We start from the raw sequence: 22110 nt of genomic DNA on the forward strand, positions 1-22110 counted from the left end.
TACAGACTACGAACCACTAACTGCAACAATACGTATGAAACTCTCCGAAATGCTTCTTTTAGCCGTTTCCATTGGCTTTTTGGTCATCTGGATTGCGGAATATCAGCGGACCACTTTCGGTGATAGTTATTGGTTATTGATGCTGTTTCTGGGGTTTATTCTGGCCTTTCAATATGTCCGGAATAAACGAATCGAACGGGAGAAAGCCGTTTCGCCAACGATCAAACAAATGATCGAAGACCGAAAGAAGAAAAAGAAATGATGCGTTATGCATGAAAAATGATGAGCCCAGGCAAATCCAATTCATTCATAACACGTCGTCCATAACTCACCATTTTTCATTAAAATTTGGAACCTTACGCTCTATTAATCGGTGCCTTACTTGCTCTCGTACTGGCTGGTTTTTTTTCGGCGGTTGAGATGGCCTATGTATCTGTCAACCGATTATATTTTGAGTTGCACAGCAAACAGGGGCCACTGAGTGAAAAACTGGTATCGAACTTTCTGAAGAATCCTATTTTATTCGTTGGAACCACCCTAACGGGGAACACGCTTTTTCTGGTTCTTTATACCGTTTTGGGCGTTACCGTTCTCAACCCTTTTCTGACGGTTATCTTACCCGAAAGCTGGGCTGCGCACGAATCGGTATTCATTTCCATCGAAACCCTGATTCTGACGGTCATTTTTTTGCCCCTGGCAGACTATATCCCCAAAAGCCTGGCCCTCATTCACCCCGACCGTTTTCTGGAAGCACTGGCGGTACCGCTTTGGGTAATTTATAAAGCCATCGCCCCCATCGTTCGGATCCTGGTGGGTACGGCCAGATTTTTTATCCGGTACGTACTGGGCAAACGCAATCCGGAAATCCGTCCGGTCTTCGGCTTGACAGACCTGAACCACTATCTCCAGCAACTCAATCAGAAAGCTGATACCGAAAAGGACGTAGAAGTCGACACCAAGATCTTCAACAACGCCATTGAGTTTCGGGATGTACGGGTACGCGATTGCCTGGTGCCCCGGACGGAAATTAATGCTATTGATGTAGAGGATACGGTGGAGGATCTCCGGTTAGCTTTTCAGGACAGTGGGCACTCTAAAATTGTGGTCTACCGCGATACGATCGACGATGTGATCGGCTACTGCCATGCCCTGGCCCTATTCAAAAAGCCAGCAACGGTTGCAGAAATCATTACGCCTATTATCGTTGTACCGGAAACCATGCCCGCACAGGACTTACTCTTACGCTTTCTGTCGGAACGGAAAAGTCTGGCCCTCGTTGTCGACGAATTTGGCGGCACGGCAGGCATTGTGAGCGTTGAAGACATGGTTGAAAAGATTTTCGGTGAGATTCAGGACGAATACGACACAAACGAAGACTGGGTAGAGCAGCAACTAGATGAGTCGAACTGGTTGTTGAGTGCCCGCCACGAAATTGAGGATCTGAATAAAACCTACGGCTGGACTATTCCCGAAGGGGATTACGATACGCTGGGCGGTCTGATTTTAGAAACGCATGAAGATGTTCCTCGGGTTGGCGAGGTAATTGAATTTTCGCCATTTACATTTACCATTATCTCAATGGACGGTACACGAATCGATACGGTAAAGGTCCATTTGAGTAAGGAATAACGTTTTGCTTTCGTTACCATTCTCTTATATCGTGAATAAATCATCTATTCAAAAAACTGTAGCGCGGCATTTACTCGCGGTACAGGCTGTCCGGCTCAAACCTAATGAGCCGTTTACGTGGAGTTCAGGCTGGAAATCGCCTATTTACTGCGACAATCGAGTGACGCTGGCCTACCCAGAAGTACGTACGTATATCAAAAATGCACTGGCGGATGCCATCCGCGAACGCTTTCCATCGGTTGAGGTCATTGCGGGCGTCGCTACGGCGGGCATTCCTCAGGGTGCGCTGGTTGCCGATGTGCTGGGGCTCCCCTATTGTTATGTACGGCCGGAACCCAAGGCACACGGCATGGGCAAGCAAATTGAAGGGCATCTGTCCACCGGCCAGCGGGTTGTTGTTATTGAAGATTTAATTTCGACGGGAGGCAGTTCGCTGAAAGTAGTCAATGCGCTTCGGGCAGTGGGTGCTGAAGTGGTCGGTATGGCCGCTATTTTTACCTATGGATTCTCCATCGCAGAACAGAATTTTGCCAGTACAAACGTGCCGCTGGTGTGTCTCAGTGATTATGATGCACTTCTGATCGAAGCACAGGCCCTCGATTATATATCGGCTGACGCCATGGATTCGTTAGCTTCCTGGCGACAGAATCCGGCGCAGTGGGGTCAATAGCTTGATACGCTAATCGTTGCCGGTAGCTGGTGATTGACATTTATTTGTCTATATTTCATCTTATTCACTACACTAAATACCATGGCGACAATTACAGCAAGCATTCAGCGAACGCCTTACGAAACGCATCTATCAACGGATTCGCAGGTTATTGTGGCCGATGAGCCGGTTGACATTGGTGGACAGGATAAGGGCATGCGACCGGGCGAGCTACTGGCGGGATCGCTGGCTGCCTGTACCGTCATGACCCTGAGAATGTATGCGGACCGGAAAGGCTGGCCGCTCGAATCGGCCGTTGCCCATGTCGATTACACCAATGACCCGGAAACGAAACGGTCACTTTTCACAGTACGATTGATCCTGAACGGTAGCCTCAGCGAAGAACAACGAGTAAGGCTATTGGAGATGGCTGACCGATGCCCTGTTCATCGAACGCTTCAGAATCCCATCGATTTCAACACAATTCTGGTTGACGATATGCGATCTACCAGCAACGTACCGAGCATTCCTGAAGCCGCGGATTAAGTCATTTGTTTACCAGATAACAACCCATGAACCCATCCGAACCTACGCCCGATATTACCAAAACATACACCAACGGCGAGATTACCGTTGTCTGGAAGCCGAACGTATGCATCCATTCGAAGCTTTGCTGGACGCAACTGGCCGAAGTTTTCAATCCGAAGGCCCGCCCCTGGGTCAATATGGAAGGGACGACCACGCAACGAATTACCGAACAGGTAGACCGTTGCCCCTCCAGGGCGTTGAGCTATTTCTGGAATCAGGAAAATATACAACCTGAGAACGTACAAGCCGAAAGCATTGTCGAGCCAATGCCGAACGGCCCGCTGCTGGTGTACGGAAACTTAACCGTTAAAAGCCCTGACGGACAGGAAACCCAAAAGAATAAAGTCACGGCTTTTTGCCGATGCGGAGCCAGCAGCAACAAACCGTACTGTGATGGGTCGCACGTCAGGATTGGGTTTGTTGGCTGACAGAAGCCCAATCCTGACAGCCAAAAAGCTGGCTTCTATGCGGGTAACATCGAACTCAGGTCCGATCCATGCGTTGGGTAGGCAAACAATGTATTTCCCAGGTCTTTGGCCGAAATATGGTGCTTTATGGCCACGGTGAAGAGATTGATGACTTCGTCGCTGCCAGTGCCCAGCAAATGCGCTCCAACAATTTCGTCGGTTTCCTCATCGACCAGTGTTTTAAAAGCTGAGAAGGATTCGTTAATTCGTCGGCTGCTGTACCAGTCGCTGGTTTCCTGAAACATCACCTTTACTTTCCTGCCCTGCTCGTTGGCCTGCTCCTCCGTTAAGCCAACCGATGCCAACGTTGGCAAGGTGTAAACGGCAGATGGCGCTGGGGTGTTCTGATACGTTTGCCGATTGCCGTTCAGTATGTTATCGATGACAATGTTACCTTCATAAGATGCCAATGGCGTGAGCGGTAGCCCCTTATCAGCAACGTCGCCACAGGCATAGACAGTCGAATTAGAAACGCTCTGCAGGTATTCATTGACCAATACACCCTTTTTGCCCACATCGATGCCCGCTTTTTCCAGGCCAAGTTCCGCCGAATTAACCACGCGTCCGGCCGCATGAACGACAAGTTTAGCCGATACTGAATGACTTTCCTTTTGCTGCGTATAGGCTACGGCCAGATCGCCTTCTTTTCCGGAAATGGCAGTTACAGTGGCGTTCAGCACAATGCGTATGCCGATGGCTTCCATCGCCTTGACCAGCACAGCCACCAGATCGGCATCGAAGCCCTCCAATGGGCGTTTCCCCTGATGTAGAATAGTCACCTTTGACCCGGCGCGGGCGGCTATATGCGCGAATTCAAAGGCAATATAACCTCCACCAACCATCACAATTTGATCAGGTAGTTGCGGTAGCTCCAAAAAGACCGTGCTGTCAATCAGCAGTTCCTCTCCGGGAATATTGAGTGGTTTAGGCTCCAATCCCGATGCCAAAACGACATGGTCTGCCTGTAACTCATCGTTGCCAACACGTACTGTATTGGCCGACGAAAACGACGCAACGCCATGAAAAGTCTGAACACCCAGATCAGCAAATTTCTTATTCGTTTTCTCAGGAACCGGATCCGTAAATGTCTTCTTGAACGCCATCAGCTCAGGCCAGTCGATAGCCGGTTGGTTCGTAATGCCTTTTCCAGTCATTTGTTCGGATCGGGCAATGATCTCAGCGGCTCCAACCAGCACTTTTTTGGGATCGCAACCCCGTTGTGAGCATGTCCCGCCAAAAGGCAGTTTATCGATGATGGCCACCGTTTTACCCGCTTCCCGTGCTTTCTGCGCAACCGTTGCGCCGGCCGAACCGGTGCCTATTACAATTAAGTCAAAAACCTGCATATACCCTGTGAATGGTGACGAGTTAACACTATAACACAAAATGAACGGCACTGGCTAAAAAAAAAGTGGTTGATTCGGGTGAATCAACCACTTTTTTATACTAGAACGTTTAGGCCAGAATTGATTATGCCACAGCCTCATATAACTCCTCACGTTGCGCCTTCACGCGTTCATCCGTAAGGTATTCATCATAGGTCATCAGTTTATCCAAGATGCCAGCCGGGGTAATTTCAATCACACGGTTGGCAACCGTCTGCACAAACTGGTGGTCATGGGATGTAAACAGAATAGGTCCTTTGAAATCAATCAGACCGTTGTTCAACGATTCGATAGATTCGAGGTCGAGGTGGTTGGTTGGTTCGTCGAGCATCAGGAGGTTAGCTCCGGAAAGCATCATTCTCGATAGCATGCAACGCACTTTTTCGCCCCCGCTTAAGACGGTCGCTTTCTTGAGCGATTCCTCACCCGAGAACAGCATACGGCCCAGGAAACCCCGAATGAAGCTTTCGTCTTTCTCCACCGAATACTGCCGCAACCAGTCGACCAGGTTCAGGTCCGTCTGGAAAAATTTCTCTTTTTCGGCATCAGTTGGGAAATAAGACATAGTGATGGTTATGCCCCAGCGGAACGTACCTGAATCCGCTTTACGCTCGCCCGCCAGAATATCCAGCAGCGCCGAAACGGCCAGTCCATCCCGACTAAACAGAAATATTTTATCCTGCTTGTTCATCGTGAACGACAGGTTTTCAAATAATTTTGTGCCGTCTTCAGCCGTATAGGTCAGGTTTTCAACCGTCAAAATCTGATCACCGGGTTCACGTTCGGCTTTGAAATTGACATATGGGTACTTCCGTGATGAGGGCTGAATGTCGTCCAGGGTAAGTTTTTCGAGCAACTTACCGCGGCTCGTAGCCTGCTTCGATTTAGACGCGTTAGCCGAGAAACGACGTATGAACTCTTCGAGTTCTTTCCGCTTGTCTTCCGTTTTCTTGTTCTGATCCTGGCGTTGTTTCAGAGCCAGTTGGCTCGACTCATACCAGAACGAGTAGTTCCCGGCGAAGAGCTTAACCTTGCTGAAATCCACGTCGACGATCTGCGTACAAACCTGATCTAAGAAGTGACGATCGTGAGATACCACGATGACGGTGTTATTGAAGTTAGCCAGGAAGTTTTCGAGCCACAAAACGGACTCGACATCGAGGTTGTTGGTCGGCTCATCCAGCAGCAGCACATCGGGGCTACCGAACAACGCCTGAGCCAGCAGTACACGCACTTTTTCAGAGCCATTAATTTCGCTCATCAGTGTGTAGTGCATATCCTCTTTGATGCCCAAACCCGACAGCAGACTAGCCGCATCCGATTCGGCATCCCAGCCGTTCATCTCGGCGAATTCCGATTCCAGTTCAGCCGCTTTTTCACCGTCGGCATCCGTAAATTCGGTTTTGGCATACAAGACATCTTTCTCCTGCATGATGTCATATAGGCGTTGGTTGCCCATAATAACCGTTTGCAGAACCGGATACTCATCGAAAGCGGATTGATTCTGGCTCAATACGGACATGCGCTCGCCGGGGGTCATAATGACCGAACCCGTTTGCGGCTCGATTTCGCCCGATAGAATTTTTAGAAACGTGGACTTCCCGGCTCCGTTGGCGCCAATAACACCATAACAGTTGCCGGAAGTGAATTTTATAGTTACGTCGTCGAAAAGCACCCGCTTACCATAGCGCAGTGAGACGTTTTGGACCGATATCATGACGTGATCTCCTATTCAGATTGAGCCGCAAAGGTACGAATTTTTAACGAAAAATCTGGACGTGATTTCATAGACTTCTATGACTGAGGCCGTGAGCTGATACCAGCGGCCTCTTACTTTTCGCGCACACACCGAAAGCCAAGATTGTTGCTTCCACTGCTTATTTCACCCTTGCCCCGGCTGCCAGCCTTATACCGGATACAATATTGATCGCTGCACAGGAATGACCCGCCCCGCTGCACGTGCTTGACCGCTCCGGGTTCTTCAGGATCGTAGCTATCGGTAGGGCCGCGCGGGTCCGTTTTCGGCGATTTGCTGTAGTAATCAGGCCGGTACAAATCCTGGCACCACTCCCACACATTGCCATCCATATCATACAGTCCATACGGATTAGCGGGAAATGATTTGACGGGTGCAACGCCCGCGAAGCCATCTTCCGTCGTGTTCCTTGAGGGGAAATCACCCTGATAGATATTAGCGATCCATTTTCCGGCGGGCTTCAGCTCGTTACCCCAATAATACGTTCGATTTCCTTTACCGCCCTGAGCGGCAAATTCCCATTCGGCCTCAGTGGGCAGACGCTTTCCGGCCCACCTGGCATAGGCTGCAGCATCGGTATAACTGACATGGATGACAGGCTCCTTTTCATGTCCGACGAGGTTACTTTTCGCCCCAGTTGGATGGTTCCAGCTTGCCCCTTTCACGTATTCCCACCACTGCAGCGGATTCGCCAGTGAGACTTTCTGGGCAGGGGGCGTAAATACCGCTGAGCCAGGCACCAGCTGCTCGGCCGGAACGCCCGGATAATCGGCCGGATTGAGTGGGCGCTCGGCTACCGTTATGTAGTTTGTGGCCAATACAAACCGGGCAAACTCGGCGTTGGTTACCTCATGCTCATCCATCCAGAAGCCTTTCACCGTAACCGAATGTACGGGTCGGGCATCGGGAAACTCGTCGGCACCCATCAAAAACGTTCCGCCGGGAATCCAGACCATGTCCTTCGTGCCCGTCACTCCCGAACCATCCTTCGAAGCCGCCGTGCGAATAGCCGCCGACCGCGAAGGCATTCCGTTGGCAACGCAGGTAGCACCCGTATCGGCCGTCGTGGCCTGCTCATTTGCGGGTTTATTTGTGGAGTTGCAGGCGAACAACCCGGCAAAAAGAGCATAGCCCAGTAAGACAGTCCGTCCGTTATAATTTACGTTCCAGAAGGGTAAGCGCTTCATCATCCTTGTACTTCTGCATCTGCTCTTTCAGTCTCGTTTTCAAGTCAGCCGTTATTGCCTCATAGCCTTTCATGCCATACAGATTATGCATGTTATGAGGATCTTTTTTAATGTCATATAATTCCCAGAAATCCTTCGGTCCATAAAACCGGGCTAATGTATATTGGTCTGTTCGGATGCCAAAGTGCGGATAAACGTGGTGCGGCTCTGGATACTCATAGTAGTGGTAATACGCTTCCTTGCGCCAGGGAACCTTCTCTCCTTTTAACAACGGCAGAAACGACTCACCCTGTATGGCTTTGGGGACGGCGGTGCCGGTCAGGTTCAGCAGCGTAGGTGCCCAGTCGATGTTGGAAATCAGGTCGCGGATTTGAGTCCCCGGCTTTATAACGCCCGGATAGCGAATAACAAAGGGCGTCTTTAGCGATTCTTCGTAGATAAACCGCTTATCGAACCAACCATGTTCGCCGAGATAAAATCCCTGGTCAGAGGCATAAATGACCACCGTATTTTTGGCCAGACCGCTTTTATCCAGGTGATTCAGCAATTCGCCAATGTTACGATCCAGCGAATTGGCAACCGATAAATAATCTTTCAGATAGCGCTGGTATTTCCATTCGGCCAGAGCGCGGCCAGAGAGTTTTTTGGCGTCAAACTCCTTGCTGATTTTATTCTCGTAATAGTCGTAAAAAGGCTTCTTCTGCTCCGGTGTCAATCGGTTAAAAATACCACTGTTTTCATAGTCGGCATGCACCTTCAGATCCTCCTTCAGGCGCATCGTTTTTTCGATGGTCATGTCCTGATCTTTGGCGGCTTCACGACCCGCATACTCATCATAAAACGTTGCGGGCAATGGAAAGTTGACCTTATCATAAGCGCCCAGATCGGGAGCGTCGGGCAGCCATTCCCGGTGGGTCGCTTTGTGCCCAACCACCAGAAAAAACGGTTTTGATTGATCGCGTTGGTTGAGCCAGTCGATAGACAGTTTCGTAATCACGTTGGTTACATAACCCGGATAGCGAACCGATTCATTTTTCGAGTTGATAAACTCCGAATTGTAGTAATGACCATGACCGGGCAACACGTTCAGGTAATCGAATCCGTGCGGCAAACTACCCAGGTGCATTTTGCCCACCCAGGCAGTTTGGTAGCCATTTTTCTGTAACTCTTCGGTAAATACCGGCTGGTTTATATCAAATACTTTTTCATTCAGTTTATAGCCATTCAGGTGGCTGAATTTCCCCGTGAGCAACGTCGCCCGGCTGGGTCCACAAATGGAGTTGGTCACAACGTTTGTGTGCAGAATTGCCCCTTCTTTGGCAATACGATCAATGTTCGGCGTCTTAGCCAGCTTGCTTCCATAGGCGCTGATTGCCTGGGAGGTATGGTCGTCGGAAAAAATAAAGATAATATTGGGTGGTACGGTATTCTGACGGGCTGGCGGAGACGTTTCCTGCTTTTTAGCGATACTACCAGACACAGCCAGCAGGCCCGCTAGCACCGAGCAAATGGCAAGAGTAGAAAGAATGGTATTTTTTCGGTTCATAACGGATTGAAAAATAAGCACAGATCGACCGTTTTCTGATAAAGACCGGGTCGGGCCTTTTTTTACTTTCCAGAAGGTTGATTCGTTCCTTGCAGTCATAGAACGCCTGTCCTTACGAACCCACCTTCGCCAACTCTTGCCACGAAATCAGGCCGATGGCCAACACGGCTAGACCAAGCCCAATTTTATTGGCTGTCGATAGCTTCTCGCGAAAAAAGAGTGTAGCCATCAGGGCAGCCAGTAAAATCACACCAATGTTGTAAAGCGGATACACAAAGGCTCCATTACTACCAAAAGCTGACAAAGCCAGCAACAATGTATAAAAGCTAAGAAAGTTGGGGACGCCCAGCGTAACAGCGCCAATCAGACTTTTGGCCTGAATCGTTTCCTTACCCTGAATGATCCGCACGATCAGCATACCAAGGCCAGCCACAACGGCTCCCAATACCATTGTCAGGGTTACCTGAACGGTTTTGTCGGCAGAGGGAATATAGTGCAGGTTCATGTAGTTGATCATGGTGTTGGTGGCTCCGTAAAAAAGGAACACACCCACGGGCAATAAAATAGTAAGGCCGGACCGACCTGGCTTTCTATCCTTCGTATCACTCGGCTTTTCCGTACGCTCCTCCTTTTTATAGGTGCTCAAACCAACCGCAACGACAGCTAGAACTAACCCCAAATAATTGAGCGTATCGAAGCCCGAGGTCCCTCCGCCCGTCCGAAAGACAAACAGACTAAAGCAGACTGGAATGACCAGCGATAGGTTATTAGCCAGCGATGTCGCCGTAATTCCCATTCGCTGGGTAGACGCCCCCGACAGCAGGAACGTTAAAATAAATCCCACGCCTAAGCCCAGCGACAACCACGTCCAGGTTTGCGAAAAATCAATGATGAACGATTGTCCGGCTGGCAGTAGCAACCAGCCCGTTAGAAAACAGACCGGGTAGTTGAAAACAATCGCCTGGAATGTGTTGATTTCATAGCGTGGAAACAGCCGGAAATTCAGCAGCAGAAATACCGAAAGAAGAATACTTAGGCTTAAAAAAAGCATGAGCGGCAGGTATCGGATTGGTAATTTTGGGCCTAAGTTACTTTACTGTTCGGTTACCCGCTTATCTTTAAAGACCGTTTACTGATCTATTCTGAAAATAGCCACTCCGTTATGCCATTGACCATACGCCTGCTGATTGCTCTTTTCTGGTTTCCAGCGACCCTTGTATTCGGGCAGCAGAAACTGGCGATTTCAGCCACGGTGGCCCCTACCTATTCACATACATCGTATAAATCCCGTTTTTTTTATCCCAACAGTGCTGGCCAGATTGTGGAGCCTATTTACATGAACGGCAAACGGTGGGCGCCGGGTTATTCAGCTGGGGTATCCGTTCTGTACAACTACGCACCCGGCTGGTCGGTTGCGTCGGGTATCTGGTATCAACAATTAACTACGCGACAGGCACGCCAGACGGCGGCTGGTGAAGGAACAACAACGGTACATAACCGGGCCATCCGCCTTCCTGTACTGCTCAATTACGCGTCGTCGACGAAACGGTTAACGCCCTATTTTTCGCTGGGCTTATTAACCGATATTCCCCTGTCGGCGCGGGTGGTCGTTGTGCGGGCAGCCGAATCGACACAGAATCTTGTTTTGGAGAACAGCAGTCGTCCTGTTTTCAACCTCATGCTGGGAGCTGGTGCAAAATACCAGCTCAGTCGTCAGTATACACTCATAGCTCAACCCGCATGGACGTACCAGCTGGGGCAGATAGGCGGAGCGAATACCGACAACCCAAGGTTTGAACTCAGCCTGCTGACACAGTTGGCGTATTCGTTTTAGTAACCTGTATCGACTACCAATCACCGGCTTATACAACGCTTTTCAGCAGGTGATCTACCACTCAAACTTGTCCCGATGAGCCATTCATTACGTTCTTTCACAAAACGTCTTCTTTTTCTGTCAGTCGGCATTCTGGTGTCGGCGTCGGCCAGCGCACAAGCGGTATCAGCCGAGATGACACCGCGCCAGATCGACCAATTCATAACGCAACTCATGGACAGCACTCACGTGCCGGGACTGTCCATTGCGGTTATTCGGGGAAACAAGCTGCATTACAGCCAGGGCTATGGCCTGACCAAAGCCGATTCGACACAACGAGTTACCTCCGCAACGGTATTCGATGCGGCCTCGCTCAGCAAAACCGTCTTTGCGTACGCCGTATTGCAGCTGGTTGAACAGGGAAAGATCGACTTGGACAAACCCCTGTTCGAGTACCTACCCTATCCGGACGCTGCGGAGGATGAGCGTTATAAAAAAATTACGGCCCGTATGGTACTGAGCCACCGAACGGGGTTTCCAAACTGGCGTAAAAACAGAAGGTTACCCCAGTTAGCGATGGTGGCTGCTCCCGGCGAGCGATTCGGGTACTCGGGTGAGGGCTTTTTCTATCTGCAAAAAGTAGTGGAGAAAATTACGGGCCAACCTCTGAATGTCTTTATGACGGAGCGCGTTTTTACTCCCTTACAGATGACCCGCAGCAGCTACGTCTGGAGCTCCGCTTTCGACAACGACTTTGCCCTCCCGCATAACAAGGCAAGTGAGCCGGAACCAAAAGACAAGTCGAATTACGCGAATGCAGCCTACTCCTTACAAACGACCGCCGATGATTACGCCCGGTTTCTGCTGGCTATCCTGACGCCAACAGGACTCAAAACAAGCTCTGTCGATCAGATGCTATCGCCCCAGGGCCGCTTGCCTAAAAAGCTTTCGGGTGGCGATTCCCTTTCGCCAGGTTTAAGCTGGGGCTTAGGGTTCGGTCTGGAGCACACGCCAAACGGGGATTATTTCTGGCATTGGGGCGACAACGACACGTATAGATGCTATATAGTTGGCAATCGGAAGCGCCAGGACGCCGTCGTTTACTTCACCAATTCCGAAAACGGACTTCGCCTTATCGACGAGATAACCCATCAGTTCATGGGATTCAGCCCATCGACCGTTGATTTCCTGGGGTACAAATCCTACAAGAAAGGCCAGAAACAGGCGAAGTAGTGGCAGAATCAAGGTTTTTCTCGCTCAAAAAGCGCATTCAGTTATAAAGCATTCTAGATAGATATTAACAGTACATAAGCGTTTACTATCTTGATTTACAGGAAGTTTATTTTACGTTTCGTTTGTGTAAGTTGATCTATTTGTATAGGATTGTGTGAAAGTGAAATACTTTTCTATTTAGTCACCCAAAGTAGCCAATGTAGAACGCATACTGAATGATTAGTGGTTAATTGTTAGATAGCCACAGTGAGCAGAATTTGATATTTACTTTATATATTCTTATCGTCATTCAACAAAAATCCATAACCAATAATCCCTATGAATAAAAAAGTTATAATGGCGTCCTCTCATTTAGATCGGCACAATCATCGCATTATGCCCTCCGCTCTGAAACAGATGAGAGACATAATAAATGGTGAAAAAGCCGTTCAACTCTTATTTGAGCATAATGCCACCATGCCACCTTTAGGACAAATTAAAAACGCAGAAACGTACATTGGAGATGACGGTGAGACAATACTAATTGTCGAGCAGAGCTACTTTAATGAAGGTCTCATTATTGAGTCTGAAGAAGGGGAAGACTTATATGTAGAACGGTTAAAAGAAGGTGGTAGACCTTTTAATTCAATCGAATATGAGGAGTTAGAAAGTATAGAAGTTTCAGTTGATATTACCAATCTCGGCAATCAACCAGATAGCGTGGAAAAATTTAAAAATAGTATAGAATCAGAAATAGAGTATGATTTTGATTTATCTGAATTTGGAAGAAAATCAGAAATACCTGATCCGCAAATCTTAATAAAGCTAACCCCAGAAATTGTAGCTTATCTGCTTGGATTAACTTTTCTGTTTAAGTTTAGTGAAAAACTGGGCGAAAAATTTGGCGAACTATCTTCTAGCGACATTTCTAAGTTCTATAATTTTGTCAGTGTTACAGCCAAGAAAATAACGGCAGTCGCAATACCGAAACTTAGACCTGTAACGTATGTCATCCAAATTTTAGGGGAAATAAACATTGAACTTGTTGTTGTTACAAGAAAGCCAGATGACGTAGTGAAAGCAATTCAAAAAGACTCTCTACATGGCGTCAGCGATAAAATAAAATCGTTAATGAAGCTGGCCAATGCTCAGAAGATTCAGTTTCTTTTCAATGAGAATGGGGAATGGGAGTTTAACTATATGCTAACAGGTAATGGTGAGGTTATTGGAACACCCAAGTCATTTGACAACAGAACAAAATTTATAAATAGTACGATTTCTTCTGCTCGTCTAGAAAATCCTGAATAGTTTACTCGTCTTAGAATCATTGCCGGGTGACCGGAAGCGTGTCCTGTAGAATAGCTATTAAGCTTAACAAAATGAGTGGACAAAGGCTCAAGTACGTTTGTTAAGTTAAATATTCTGCTCACCATCAACGCCCATAGTCGTTAGGTAACTCGCCTAAGTAAGCAGTGTTGTCGGGTTACATTCAATAAGTTAACTAGCTGTAAATGAGCATTATTTATTAACTTGCAACATACCAGCCGACTGACCAATCACTGGTGAGTAGAACAGGTAAAAAGCGTTTCGGTTGCTAACTTAGATGACTTATGAAGCTACTGCTTTGAGTAGTTCCTTTTGCTTAGACTCTGGTACGTTTAACCGTTTTAATTCACGCTTGGCTTTGTGGTAAGCCAAATCCCGGTTGTAATTGCGTTGCGCATTCAGCCAGAAGGAGGCATCTATTTGTAGGGCTTGCTCTAGCTTCAACGCCATAGCGACTGATACGCTCTTTTTGCCATGGGTTAATTCAGAAATAAACGTAGCGCTAACCTCTATTTGCTCCGCCAGTTGTTTTTGGGTGATGGCGCGCTGCTCTAATTCATCGGCTAACATTTCGCCTGGATGCGTAGGATGGGCTGCAAATACTTCTTCTCCTTTGCTGTTGAGTATCATCAGTGATAGTCGGTTAGTTGTTCAATATCAATAATTTCGAGTTCTCCTTCCTGGGTCAGGCTAAACACGATCCGGTACTGCATGTTAACACGAACCGCATATTTGCCTGCCAGCTCACGCTTAAGGGAGTGAAAATCTAACGATTTGTTTTGCTTCAGTATCGTTACACTATCAGCGGCATCAAGTTTACGAACTGTCTTCTGGTAGGCTTTGAGGACAGCGGCACTAAAAGGTTGTTTACCTGAATAATCTTCAGTGAACCAGTTTTCAATTGCTTGGTGGCAAAGCGTATTGTCATAGCGCTTCAAAAGTAACAATAAACCTACTTGGTTTATTCATCCCTTGCCGAATAGTTTTTGTGAAATGTGCTTAGCCTTTTATAGGAAATCATGAGGAATTTCGGTCAAGCCTGCGGGGCTCACTTACCTCAGAAAAGCAGGCCCTACAAAATCTCCTATTCTTTCAGCAAAGACGGTGCATCCTGCACCAAGCGCATCCGGTACGCATTCATGGCCGTTTGGCCGAGCTGGTTGACGAGTCGGTAATTGACCACGATACCAACGGCGGCCCCAATGCCGGGAATTAACTGCGCCATCTTAGCCAGATCAATGTAATCGCGGTATTCCTGCTGAAAGGTCAACCAATCGAACTGATTGATATCATTGGGTAATTGGCGGCTGTGCTCCGGCCAGTTAGCAAGGTGCTGATAAATAACCTGCCGACGCTCCTGACTCGAAAAGGCCAGTTGAAAAACGTATAAAATGAAAACCCGCTCGCGGTAATCACTGGTCGAATACCCATAAAGGCTCGCTATTTCAAACAGCAGTTTCATCTTCAGACTGAGCAACAGGGGAAAGTCCGCCAGACCGAGCAGAATACCTCCAGCGCCCGTAACGCCCCCTTCGGCCGCACTGGTTTTCTTGTAGAATTCGATACGCCGGGCCACGGCCGCATCCCGTTGGATCAATGTCTGCCCGGATACAGGCGCACGATTCAGGAAATCGGCCCCGAACAAGACCGCCCGCGTCATCTGCTTGATAGTCGCCGTAATGAGGGCGTGAATACGATCCGGAATGATTCGATTAATCCGCTTTTGTACCGATGTTGACAGCTTTCCAAATCTTGAGGGCGGCTTTTGCATGGCCTGCTGCCAGCGAATCAGTTCCGTCTGGACGGCTTGTTCGTATGGATTCATGCTGCTATTTTTGGCAAAAAGTGGTATCTTCATCGAATCAAAAGACCCGTAAGCTTGTTGAAATTATATGCATATTCATAAATCCCGACGTCGCAAGTTAGTAGGTATGATGAATGTCCTGGTTGTGATGGTGGCTATTGTATTGATTTATTTTGCCAGCACTGCACACAAAACTATACCAGGCCCAACCGTAAAAACGGTAGCAACAGCGCCAAAGAAAGTCAAAACTATGGCTCACCTGGATGTTTACGACCAGTTGAACCTCAGCAAAGTTGGCTTGCAGAAAAGCGTTTTTGAGTACGCATTGCGCGGCTGGCAAAAAACAGACACGGCTAAATCAATGCTGACGATTGTCGATCTCAGCCAGCCCTCCTCTCACAAACGCTTATACGTAGTCGATTTAGTCCAAAAAAAATTACTTTTTAACACCTATGTCTCGCATGGACGCAACTCCGGCGACCTGATGGCCAACCGGTTCTCCAACGCCCAGTCGTCCTTTCAAAGTAGTCTGGGTTTTTACCAGACGCTGAATACATACATGGGCAAACATGGCCTTTCCCTACAGCTCAAGGGGCTGGAAAAAGGCTTTAATGACAATGTGTACAACCGAAACATCGTTCTGCACGGAGCGGATTATGTTTGCGAGGATATTATTCGCAAAACAGGTCGCCTAGGCCGTAGCCAGGGGTGCCCGGCCGTACCGTATGCCGAATCGAAGGGCATCATTCAGGCCGTTAAAGGTGGCTCCTGCCTGTTCGTTTATTCGCCCAATCCCGACTACCTGAAACAGTCGGCTTACTTAGCCAACGAGTACACATCTTTGTAGAAATGCAGCTTTCCGCTGGCATCAACATCGGCGATGTTGTAGGTGATAAAGACTGGAAACTTCTTCGGAATGGGTAATGTGCGAGGTTTCTGGTCGATCAGGCATTTGTTCATAAACGCAGCGTCGAAGGTGTTGGTACCCAGCACCAGGTTAGCCAGCTCAACGGGCTTCTGAACGCGCACACAACCGTGGCTGCGCCAATGATCTTTCGTACTGGTGAACAGGTCCCGGCTGTTGGTATCGTGCAGGTAAATCGCCAGTGGATTTGCCAGGTTGAACTTCAATAAGCCCAGCGAGTTTTCACAACCAGACGCTTGCCGAACGCGATACGGAAAGTTTGTTTCGGACAGGCTGTCCCAATCAATATCTTCCGGGTCAACTTCGTGCTCTTTTTCGTCCAGAATCTGGAGGTTCTGGTTATAGATGTATGATAAATCCCGCTTCATTCGGGGAAGCATTTCACTCAGGGCAATATTCTTAGGTACGTTCCAGTACGGATACATCACAATATCCTGAATGTAGGTAGTCATACAGGGCGTCATTTTATCGGGTTTGCCCGAAATAACCTGCATGGGTAGCAGCCGTTTACCAGTCCGGTCGAACACGTTTAATTCGCCGGCCGGAATATTAACCAGCACAAACTGATCAGGATCGAACCGATTGACGTATCGGTAGAAATTGAGCGTCTGCCGGATCAGGCGCAGTGAATCGGCAAAAGCAGGATTGCCCGCCCCCTGTTTCCGAAGTCGGTTATAGTGCCCAACCAGTTGTTTATAAGGGATAAATGTAGCCAGTGTCGCCAGCGAACTGGGTTCAGCTTTGGCAGACCAAGTCGAGTCTACGGTTTCTTTTAAGCCGCTAAACGCCATGCGGGACGGTTTTTTGCCGTAGCGAATTTCCATCATTACATCCGCTAAAACTTCCTCGTTTTGAGCGGCATCGGCACTCAGTTTATAACGGGTGGTATCGATTCCCACTGAGTCGGCGTACTGGCATGCCTGGTGCACGAGCTGAGCAACTTGCCGACCAGATTCTTCCGATTTCTGTTCTTCAACCTTAGCCTGATCTGGCTTTTCGTTTTTGTTTGTGAACAGGTACTTCCCAACAAAGAACAGAATGACCAAACCTACCACCACTCCTATGCCAATTCTTATTCTTCGGTTATCCATATGTATGTAGTCAATGTGCTTGCATCATATAACATGATAAACGAGCCATTGGTTGTAACATTAATCTTCAGAAGCGTTGGCTAACTCAGCCATCATGTCCATACCATCGGCTCTGCGAATGGGTTGTTTGCTTACCTTCCGGTTGGCTTTGCCCTGAGTCAGTTTCTCAATGGCATACACCATCCAGACCATGCGGTTGCCTTTGGGAAAGGCGGGCGTTTTCTCGTCTGCTTCTCCATCAGACAGGCAAAATAGGGTTGAGCCGAGCGCATCGAGGGGCCGTTTTATGCAGTCTTCATCACTGTCAAAGGGCAGACTTCCTACCAGTAAGGCCGATCGTTTGCTGTGGGCATGAGCGGCAAAAACGGGCTTCTGTTGATTGGCTGGCATAAGGGTAGATAGGTATCGAAATACAATAGTATTTTTACCGTCGTAACATACAAGTCTCTACAACAGAGACTTCTCCGATCAAACTGCTAATTATCAGATACTTAGACCTACGAAACTTGCAACATGTAACCAAGCTTATCTGCCATTAGTTGTACATCACGTCTGAATCATTCCCTGTTCACCAAACTACTTGATGAAATCGCTACCACTTCACCTCCTGCTCAGTCTGGCACTGGGTGCTTTTCTGACCTCCTGCCGGTCACTCAGCCATCAACCCCAAGCGACATCCCATAACTATTGCGAACCCACAATTACTTACCAGTATGACGCCAGCAGCCTTCCGCTGGACAATATCGAAACCATACTGGCAACGGATACCAGCCTGACGCGTCGGTATTCGCACCACGACTTGGTACTGGCCAATGCAATGGGCATCTTACCGCTATTGCGTGAGTTGGTTCGTCTGGAAGGCAGCCAACAGTCAGACAATCGCCTGGAAATCTTGACCACATACCGGCGAATTCTTAGCCGAATCACGTTGACGTCTGTCCAAATTTCGGGGCTGGCTGCCGAACTGGACTGTGAAAGTCAACGGGCCAACCGAATCGCAACGTATTTAGATCAGCGCGACGCCCAGCGCATCAGACGACTGACTATTTTATCCGTTGTATTAGGTGCTGTAACGACCGTAGCCACAGCTTTGATTCATGCCGATGGGGCCAACAAAGTAGTAGGCGTTAGCGGTGGGGTTCTCAGCGCCGGTTTTGGCGGGCTGGCCGCTACGTCTTCTTCACATTCCGTTCCGTTTCAGCATGATCGAAATCTGTTAGCCGACATTTGGTATCAGCCCAAACAGTCGTCCGTTTATCCACCTATGATTTGGTATTTCCTGAATGAGAAACTGTTCAGCAACATTGGCGAGCATACCATTAGTTACAATACCCGCGAGCGCTGGCAGAACTATGTGCTCAATGGTATTCCGGCAAATCAGCAAGCGCTATACTTTGGCAAAGGGGGCAATTATCAGGCCGACGATCTGCACAATCGGGCCAGTATGCTCAACCAACTCCAGTCATCCGTTCGATCCATCAATCAGGACTTACAAAGTTTAGTGCTGGCACTGGCCCGGTAAATAAACAGCGAGGTCCATAAAGCCTGATTGCGTTAGGAACCTCGCTGTTTTTGGCTGTATACCCGACTTATTGTTTGGGCGCCGTTGGCATCAATACGGTATCAATCGAATGTACGATCCCATTCGTCGCTTCAACATCGGCCTGATTGATGGTCGCCGTACTTCCCGCGCCATCAGTAATGGTTATGTTATCGCCCTGCTTCCCTACCGTTAACGTTCCACCCGTAACGGTTTTTAATTTCTGACCGTCCTGCAACTGGTCGGCGGTGAACTTGCCCTTCACCACGTGATAGGCCAGCAGTTTTATCAGTTTTGGTTTGCCTTCGGGCTTCCACAATTCAGCCACCGATTCGGCCGGGAGTTTTTCGAAAGCCTCATTCGTTGGCGCAAAAACGGTATAAGGGCCCTTACCGCTTGCCTGTTCGGTTAAGCCCGAAACCCGCAAAGCCCGAAACAAGATCGTATGATTAGCTGATTTTGCAGCACTGATCGCCAGGTCTTTTCCCGTCGACGCACCCGTCTTGACCGTGGTGGTGGTTGTGGTGGTTTGGGCTGCTGAGTTCTGACTTTGCGCCACGACAGTCGCATACGAACTCACCAGCAGCGTGAACGAAACGGCCAGGCATAAAAATGGTGTCTTATTCATTTGGATTTAGTTAGAAATAAAACATACGACTTGTTGTACAGACAAGCCCGGAACAAACGCTCCAATTTGTTGATTAAACGGTCGGGACACCCCAGAAAATTGTTCAGAAAGGAAAGAAACTGAGCGAAAGGCCACAATAGGTTAATGAATAACCGACAATTGGCCTCGGTAAGTTGTAGTCAACGGCCCGTTACCCGTTTTAATCTGGTAGGTATAGATCCCGGTTTGCACCGTTTCGTGCCTGTAGGTGCCATCCCAGGGCTGGTCATATCCCCTGGAAAAATAGATGAGTTCGCCCCAGCGACTAAAGATCGACACTTCAGCCTGCGGGAAGGACCCAATGTTGGGTATTACCCACAAGTCGTTCATGCCATCGGCATTGGGCGAGAAGGCCGACGGAATATAAAGCGGCTCGCTTACCTCAACCAGCACCGCAAATGTGGCAACACAACCACTCACACTGACGGCCGTTAGCTGATACGGTGTCGTTTCGACCGGACTGGCCTCGGGGCTGGCCACATCCGCCCGACTCAAGGCCGTTGGCGGGCTCCATTGATATTGGCTGATGGGCTCATCACTCTGAGTTACGAGTTGAACAGTAGCGCCTTTAACGATACCATAGGTCGTTTGGCCGGTTAACGTAGGCCCACCCGACACAACGGCCCACCGATCCGCCGACACCCGACAGCCATCTGCCGATGTAATCATATAGGTTAATTCATGTCGACCCACGCCCGCCAATGCTGGCTCGAATGTGTTGTCTTTTACACCAGCGCCCGCATAAATGCCCCCGGCTGGCTGCCCCCGTAAGGGAATTGGATTAGGGTACGTAATGCAAACAGGGGCGATAGAATCGAATTGTACCGTTAGTCGATCAAACTGACCCAGCACATACACATTGGAAACGGCCGTGCAACCCGTTGGAGCCGTTACCGTGACGAGATACGTTCCTGCCTGGCTTGCTGAGACCTGGCTTCCGGTGTCCGTGAGTTTACTACCGTTCTGCTGCCATACGTAGCTGTAGCCCGTTCTGGAAATTGTCGTCAGCTGGACAGATGAATCGGGGCAAAGTTTGGCAGCCGATGCACTGATCTGCGCTGCCGGTCGATCATTTATCGTTAGTTGAAGGCTATCCAGGCCATCGCATTCGGCCACAGTCGATTTTGTCAGCACCCGGTAGGTCCCGGACTGATAAACCCGCAACGTAGCCTGCTCACCAGCAATACTCCTCCCATTCCGAAGCCATTGGTATTGGGTACCGGGTTGCCCATCGGCCTGTATCGTAATCGTGTCGCCGGTGCAATAGGGAGCGGGTGTAGTTACCGATAGTTTAACGGCTGCCGTTTTTGACACGTTAACTTTTACGGCCTGCGATATGGTATCGTTTGCACAAACTTTGGCCTGGCTCTTGACAACGGTATACACACCCGACTCCGCAACCTGAATCGTATCCGTTGTTGCCCCCCTCAGGTTAATCCCGTCTTTCTGCCACTGATAGGCCCAGACCGGGTTTTTCTCGACACTGAGCACCAGCGGTTGCGTGCCACACCAGTTCAGTTCAGTGGTCGGCTTTCCATTGGCCAGAACGACGGCGGGGGGTGGTGTATTTTTGGAACAATCGACAACAGGCAGTTGAAAATCCCGGCGCACAACCCCGATAAGCACGCCATTCCGGTATTCTTCGCACTGAACCGTGAATAAGTAAAGCCCTTCCTGACTGGCCCGAACCGCTAACTGGCCCGTTGCCGGGTCAATACGCAAGGCAGGATTCCCCGGAATTATGTTTGTCTGGCTATAGCCTGGCGCCCACGAAATAACTGGATAGGTGGCTCTTGGCGACTGATCTATACTGTTGGGGACACCCCGATTTGTGTAGCCGTTCAGCGGAGTTACGAGCGAATACCTGAGTTGATCTCCATCTACATCAGTAGCGCCGGCATTGAATGTAAACGACTTATTTATACAGATATAAGCGCCATTAGGCACTCTAAAGTCAGGCGCTGAGTTTTTAAAACTCACGCCATTTTTAGTCATTGCCGGAAACTCCAGGTAGAATACCATGCCAACACCCGCGGCTGTGCCGCTGTTAACATTTGTCAGATTATCCGTTCGGCAACAACGCTCCCAAACCATGTAGTAACCACCAGGATCCGTAAATTTTTGCGTATCAAACTGATAAGTCGTGTAGTATTTTGCCTGCGTGAATTCTAATTGGCGAAGCGTTGCACAGGCTTCATTATCGAATGTAAGCGGAAGCGTTTCCTGAAGTGTGAGTTCAATTTTTTCGATAAGTATGGGGTTCTGCTTGCGGTAAATCAGCAACGTAACGGACGGATCCCGATTGCCAGCACTCGTTTTAGTTTGATCCCAGTATTGATTTAACTGCAATAGAAAGAGACCAGGCGTTGTGCCTACCGCGCGCATGCTTACATCGCCACCGATAATGTGAGTTGCCCGAACGCAGAACGACAAGAGCAGCCCGGCAATCAACATCATTCCCACCTTTATCAGAGATGGACGCTTACCCTTCACCCGTCGCATAACGCCAGTGCCAATTAGTCAGA

At 48.9% G+C, this 22110-nt stretch carries 22 protein-coding genes; 10 read left to right on the forward strand and 12 right to left on the reverse strand.

All coding sequences use genetic code 11. The annotated features are described in order from the left end of the window. Positions 1-34: 34 nt before the first annotated feature. The 5 genes from ACYVAM_RS19795 to ACYVAM_RS19815 all read left to right on the forward strand — a co-directional run bounded on the left by ACYVAM_RS19795 (position 35) and on the right by ACYVAM_RS19815 (position 3294). Positions 35-262, forward strand: a complete 228-nt coding sequence (locus ACYVAM_RS19795; RefSeq protein WP_046574475.1) for a hypothetical protein — start codon at positions 35-37, stop codon at positions 260-262. A gap of 86 nt (positions 263-348) precedes the next feature. Beyond that, positions 349-1629, forward strand: a complete 1281-nt coding sequence (locus tag ACYVAM_RS19800; RefSeq protein WP_461070177.1) for a hemolysin family protein — start codon at positions 349-351, stop codon at positions 1627-1629. 31 nt (positions 1630-1660) lie between these two features. Continuing rightward, positions 1661-2299, forward strand: coding sequence for an orotate phosphoribosyltransferase (gene pyrE / locus ACYVAM_RS19805; protein ID WP_461070179.1), 639 nt, complete (start codon positions 1661-1663; stop codon positions 2297-2299). An 81-nt stretch (positions 2300-2380) separates the two neighbouring features. Next, complete coding sequence (locus ACYVAM_RS19810; RefSeq protein WP_461070181.1) at positions 2381-2824, forward strand: OsmC family protein; 444 nt, start codon at positions 2381-2383, stop codon at positions 2822-2824. Between the two features lie 26 nt (positions 2825-2850). Beyond that, a complete protein-coding gene (locus ACYVAM_RS19815; RefSeq protein ID WP_461070183.1) occupies positions 2851-3294 on the forward strand; it encodes a (4Fe-4S)-binding protein in 444 nt (147 codons plus the stop codon). A 35-nt stretch (positions 3295-3329) separates the two neighbouring features. Here the strand turns inward: ACYVAM_RS19815 and ACYVAM_RS19820 are convergent, their stop codons facing one another. The 5 genes from ACYVAM_RS19820 to ACYVAM_RS19840 all read right to left on the reverse strand — a co-directional run bounded on the left by ACYVAM_RS19820 (position 3330) and on the right by ACYVAM_RS19840 (position 10258). Continuing rightward, positions 3330-4679, reverse strand: coding sequence for a dihydrolipoyl dehydrogenase family protein (locus tag ACYVAM_RS19820; RefSeq protein WP_461070185.1), 1350 nt, complete (start codon positions 4677-4679; stop codon positions 3330-3332). Between the two features lie 124 nt (positions 4680-4803). Next, a complete protein-coding gene (locus ACYVAM_RS19825; RefSeq protein WP_461070187.1) occupies positions 4804-6435 on the reverse strand; it encodes an ABC-F family ATP-binding cassette domain-containing protein in 1632 nt (543 codons plus the stop codon). Between the two features lie 113 nt (positions 6436-6548). Further along, entirely contained in the window at positions 6549-7430 is an 882-nt protein-coding gene (locus ACYVAM_RS19830; protein WP_461070846.1) for a formylglycine-generating enzyme family protein, read from the reverse strand. 196 nt (positions 7431-7626) lie between these two features. After that, on the reverse strand, positions 7627-9207 hold the full coding sequence (locus tag ACYVAM_RS19835; protein WP_461070189.1) for a sulfatase family protein: 1581 nt from the start codon (positions 9205-9207) through the stop codon (positions 7627-7629). A 112-nt stretch (positions 9208-9319) separates the two neighbouring features. Next, on the reverse strand, positions 9320-10258 hold the full coding sequence (locus tag ACYVAM_RS19840) for an EamA/RhaT family transporter (protein ID WP_461070191.1): 939 nt from the start codon (positions 10256-10258) through the stop codon (positions 9320-9322). Positions 10259-10369: 111 nt separating this feature from the next. Between ACYVAM_RS19840 and ACYVAM_RS19845 the strand changes: the two genes are divergently transcribed. The 3 genes from ACYVAM_RS19845 to ACYVAM_RS19855 all read left to right on the forward strand — a co-directional run bounded on the left by ACYVAM_RS19845 (position 10370) and on the right by ACYVAM_RS19855 (position 13540). Further along, positions 10370-11041: an outer membrane beta-barrel protein gene (locus tag ACYVAM_RS19845; protein WP_461070193.1), complete on the forward strand. Its 672-nt coding sequence runs from the start codon at positions 10370-10372 to the stop codon at positions 11039-11041. Between the two features lie 75 nt (positions 11042-11116). Then, positions 11117-12253 (forward strand): serine hydrolase domain-containing protein, encoded by a 1137-nt coding sequence (locus ACYVAM_RS19850; protein ID WP_461070195.1) that lies wholly within the window; start codon positions 11117-11119, stop codon positions 12251-12253. 318 nt (positions 12254-12571) lie between these two features. Beyond that, positions 12572-13540, forward strand: a complete 969-nt coding sequence (locus ACYVAM_RS19855; RefSeq protein WP_461070197.1) for a hypothetical protein — start codon at positions 12572-12574, stop codon at positions 13538-13540. Between the two features lie 300 nt (positions 13541-13840). On the opposite strand, the gene ACYVAM_RS19860 is transcribed toward ACYVAM_RS19855, so the two are convergent. The 3 genes from ACYVAM_RS19860 to ACYVAM_RS19870 form a co-directional block, all read right to left on the reverse strand. Continuing rightward, entirely contained in the window at positions 13841-14188 is a 348-nt protein-coding gene (locus ACYVAM_RS19860; RefSeq protein WP_461070199.1) for a HigA family addiction module antitoxin, read from the reverse strand. Further along, entirely contained in the window at positions 14188-14496 is a 309-nt protein-coding gene (locus tag ACYVAM_RS19865; RefSeq protein WP_461070201.1) for a type II toxin-antitoxin system RelE/ParE family toxin, read from the reverse strand. Before ACYVAM_RS19865 ends, ACYVAM_RS19860 begins: the two co-directional genes overlap by 1 nt. A 146-nt stretch (positions 14497-14642) precedes the next feature. Then, positions 14643-15383, reverse strand: a complete 741-nt coding sequence (locus tag ACYVAM_RS19870; RefSeq protein ID WP_461070848.1) for an EcsC family protein — start codon at positions 15381-15383, stop codon at positions 14643-14645. 106 nt (positions 15384-15489) lie between these two features. Between ACYVAM_RS19870 and ACYVAM_RS19875 the strand changes: the two genes are divergently transcribed. Next, positions 15490-16209 (forward strand): murein L,D-transpeptidase catalytic domain family protein, encoded by a 720-nt coding sequence (locus ACYVAM_RS19875; RefSeq protein WP_461070850.1) that lies wholly within the window; start codon positions 15490-15492, stop codon positions 16207-16209. Here ACYVAM_RS19875 and ACYVAM_RS19880 read toward each other — a convergent pair. Further along, positions 16179-17378 (reverse strand): L,D-transpeptidase family protein, encoded by a 1200-nt coding sequence (locus tag ACYVAM_RS19880; RefSeq protein ID WP_461070203.1) that lies wholly within the window; start codon positions 17376-17378, stop codon positions 16179-16181. The two genes, ACYVAM_RS19875 and ACYVAM_RS19880, sit on opposite strands and share 31 nt — an antisense overlap. A gap of 60 nt (positions 17379-17438) precedes the next feature. Further along, positions 17439-17768 carry a hypothetical protein gene (locus tag ACYVAM_RS19885; protein WP_461070205.1) on the reverse strand — a complete coding sequence of 110 codons (330 nt, stop codon included), beginning with the start codon at positions 17766-17768 and terminating at the stop codon, positions 17439-17441. Positions 17769-17961: 193 nt separating this feature from the next. Here ACYVAM_RS19885 and ACYVAM_RS19890 point away from each other — a divergent pair, with 193 nt between their 5' ends. Beyond that, positions 17962-18900 carry a hypothetical protein gene (locus ACYVAM_RS19890; protein WP_461070207.1) on the forward strand — a complete coding sequence of 313 codons (939 nt, stop codon included), beginning with the start codon at positions 17962-17964 and terminating at the stop codon, positions 18898-18900. A 67-nt stretch (positions 18901-18967) separates the two neighbouring features. Here the strand turns inward: ACYVAM_RS19890 and ACYVAM_RS19895 are convergent, their stop codons facing one another. Together ACYVAM_RS19895 and ACYVAM_RS19900 are read right to left on the reverse strand one after the other, a co-directional pair. After that, positions 18968-19546, reverse strand: coding sequence for a fasciclin domain-containing protein (locus ACYVAM_RS19895; RefSeq protein WP_461070209.1), 579 nt, complete (start codon positions 19544-19546; stop codon positions 18968-18970). 141 nt (positions 19547-19687) lie between these two features. Continuing rightward, positions 19688-22087, reverse strand: a complete 2400-nt coding sequence (locus tag ACYVAM_RS19900; protein WP_461070211.1) for a gliding motility-associated C-terminal domain-containing protein — start codon at positions 22085-22087, stop codon at positions 19688-19690. Positions 22088-22110 lie beyond the last annotated feature (23 nt).

Source organism: Spirosoma horti, from assembly GCF_054776595.1.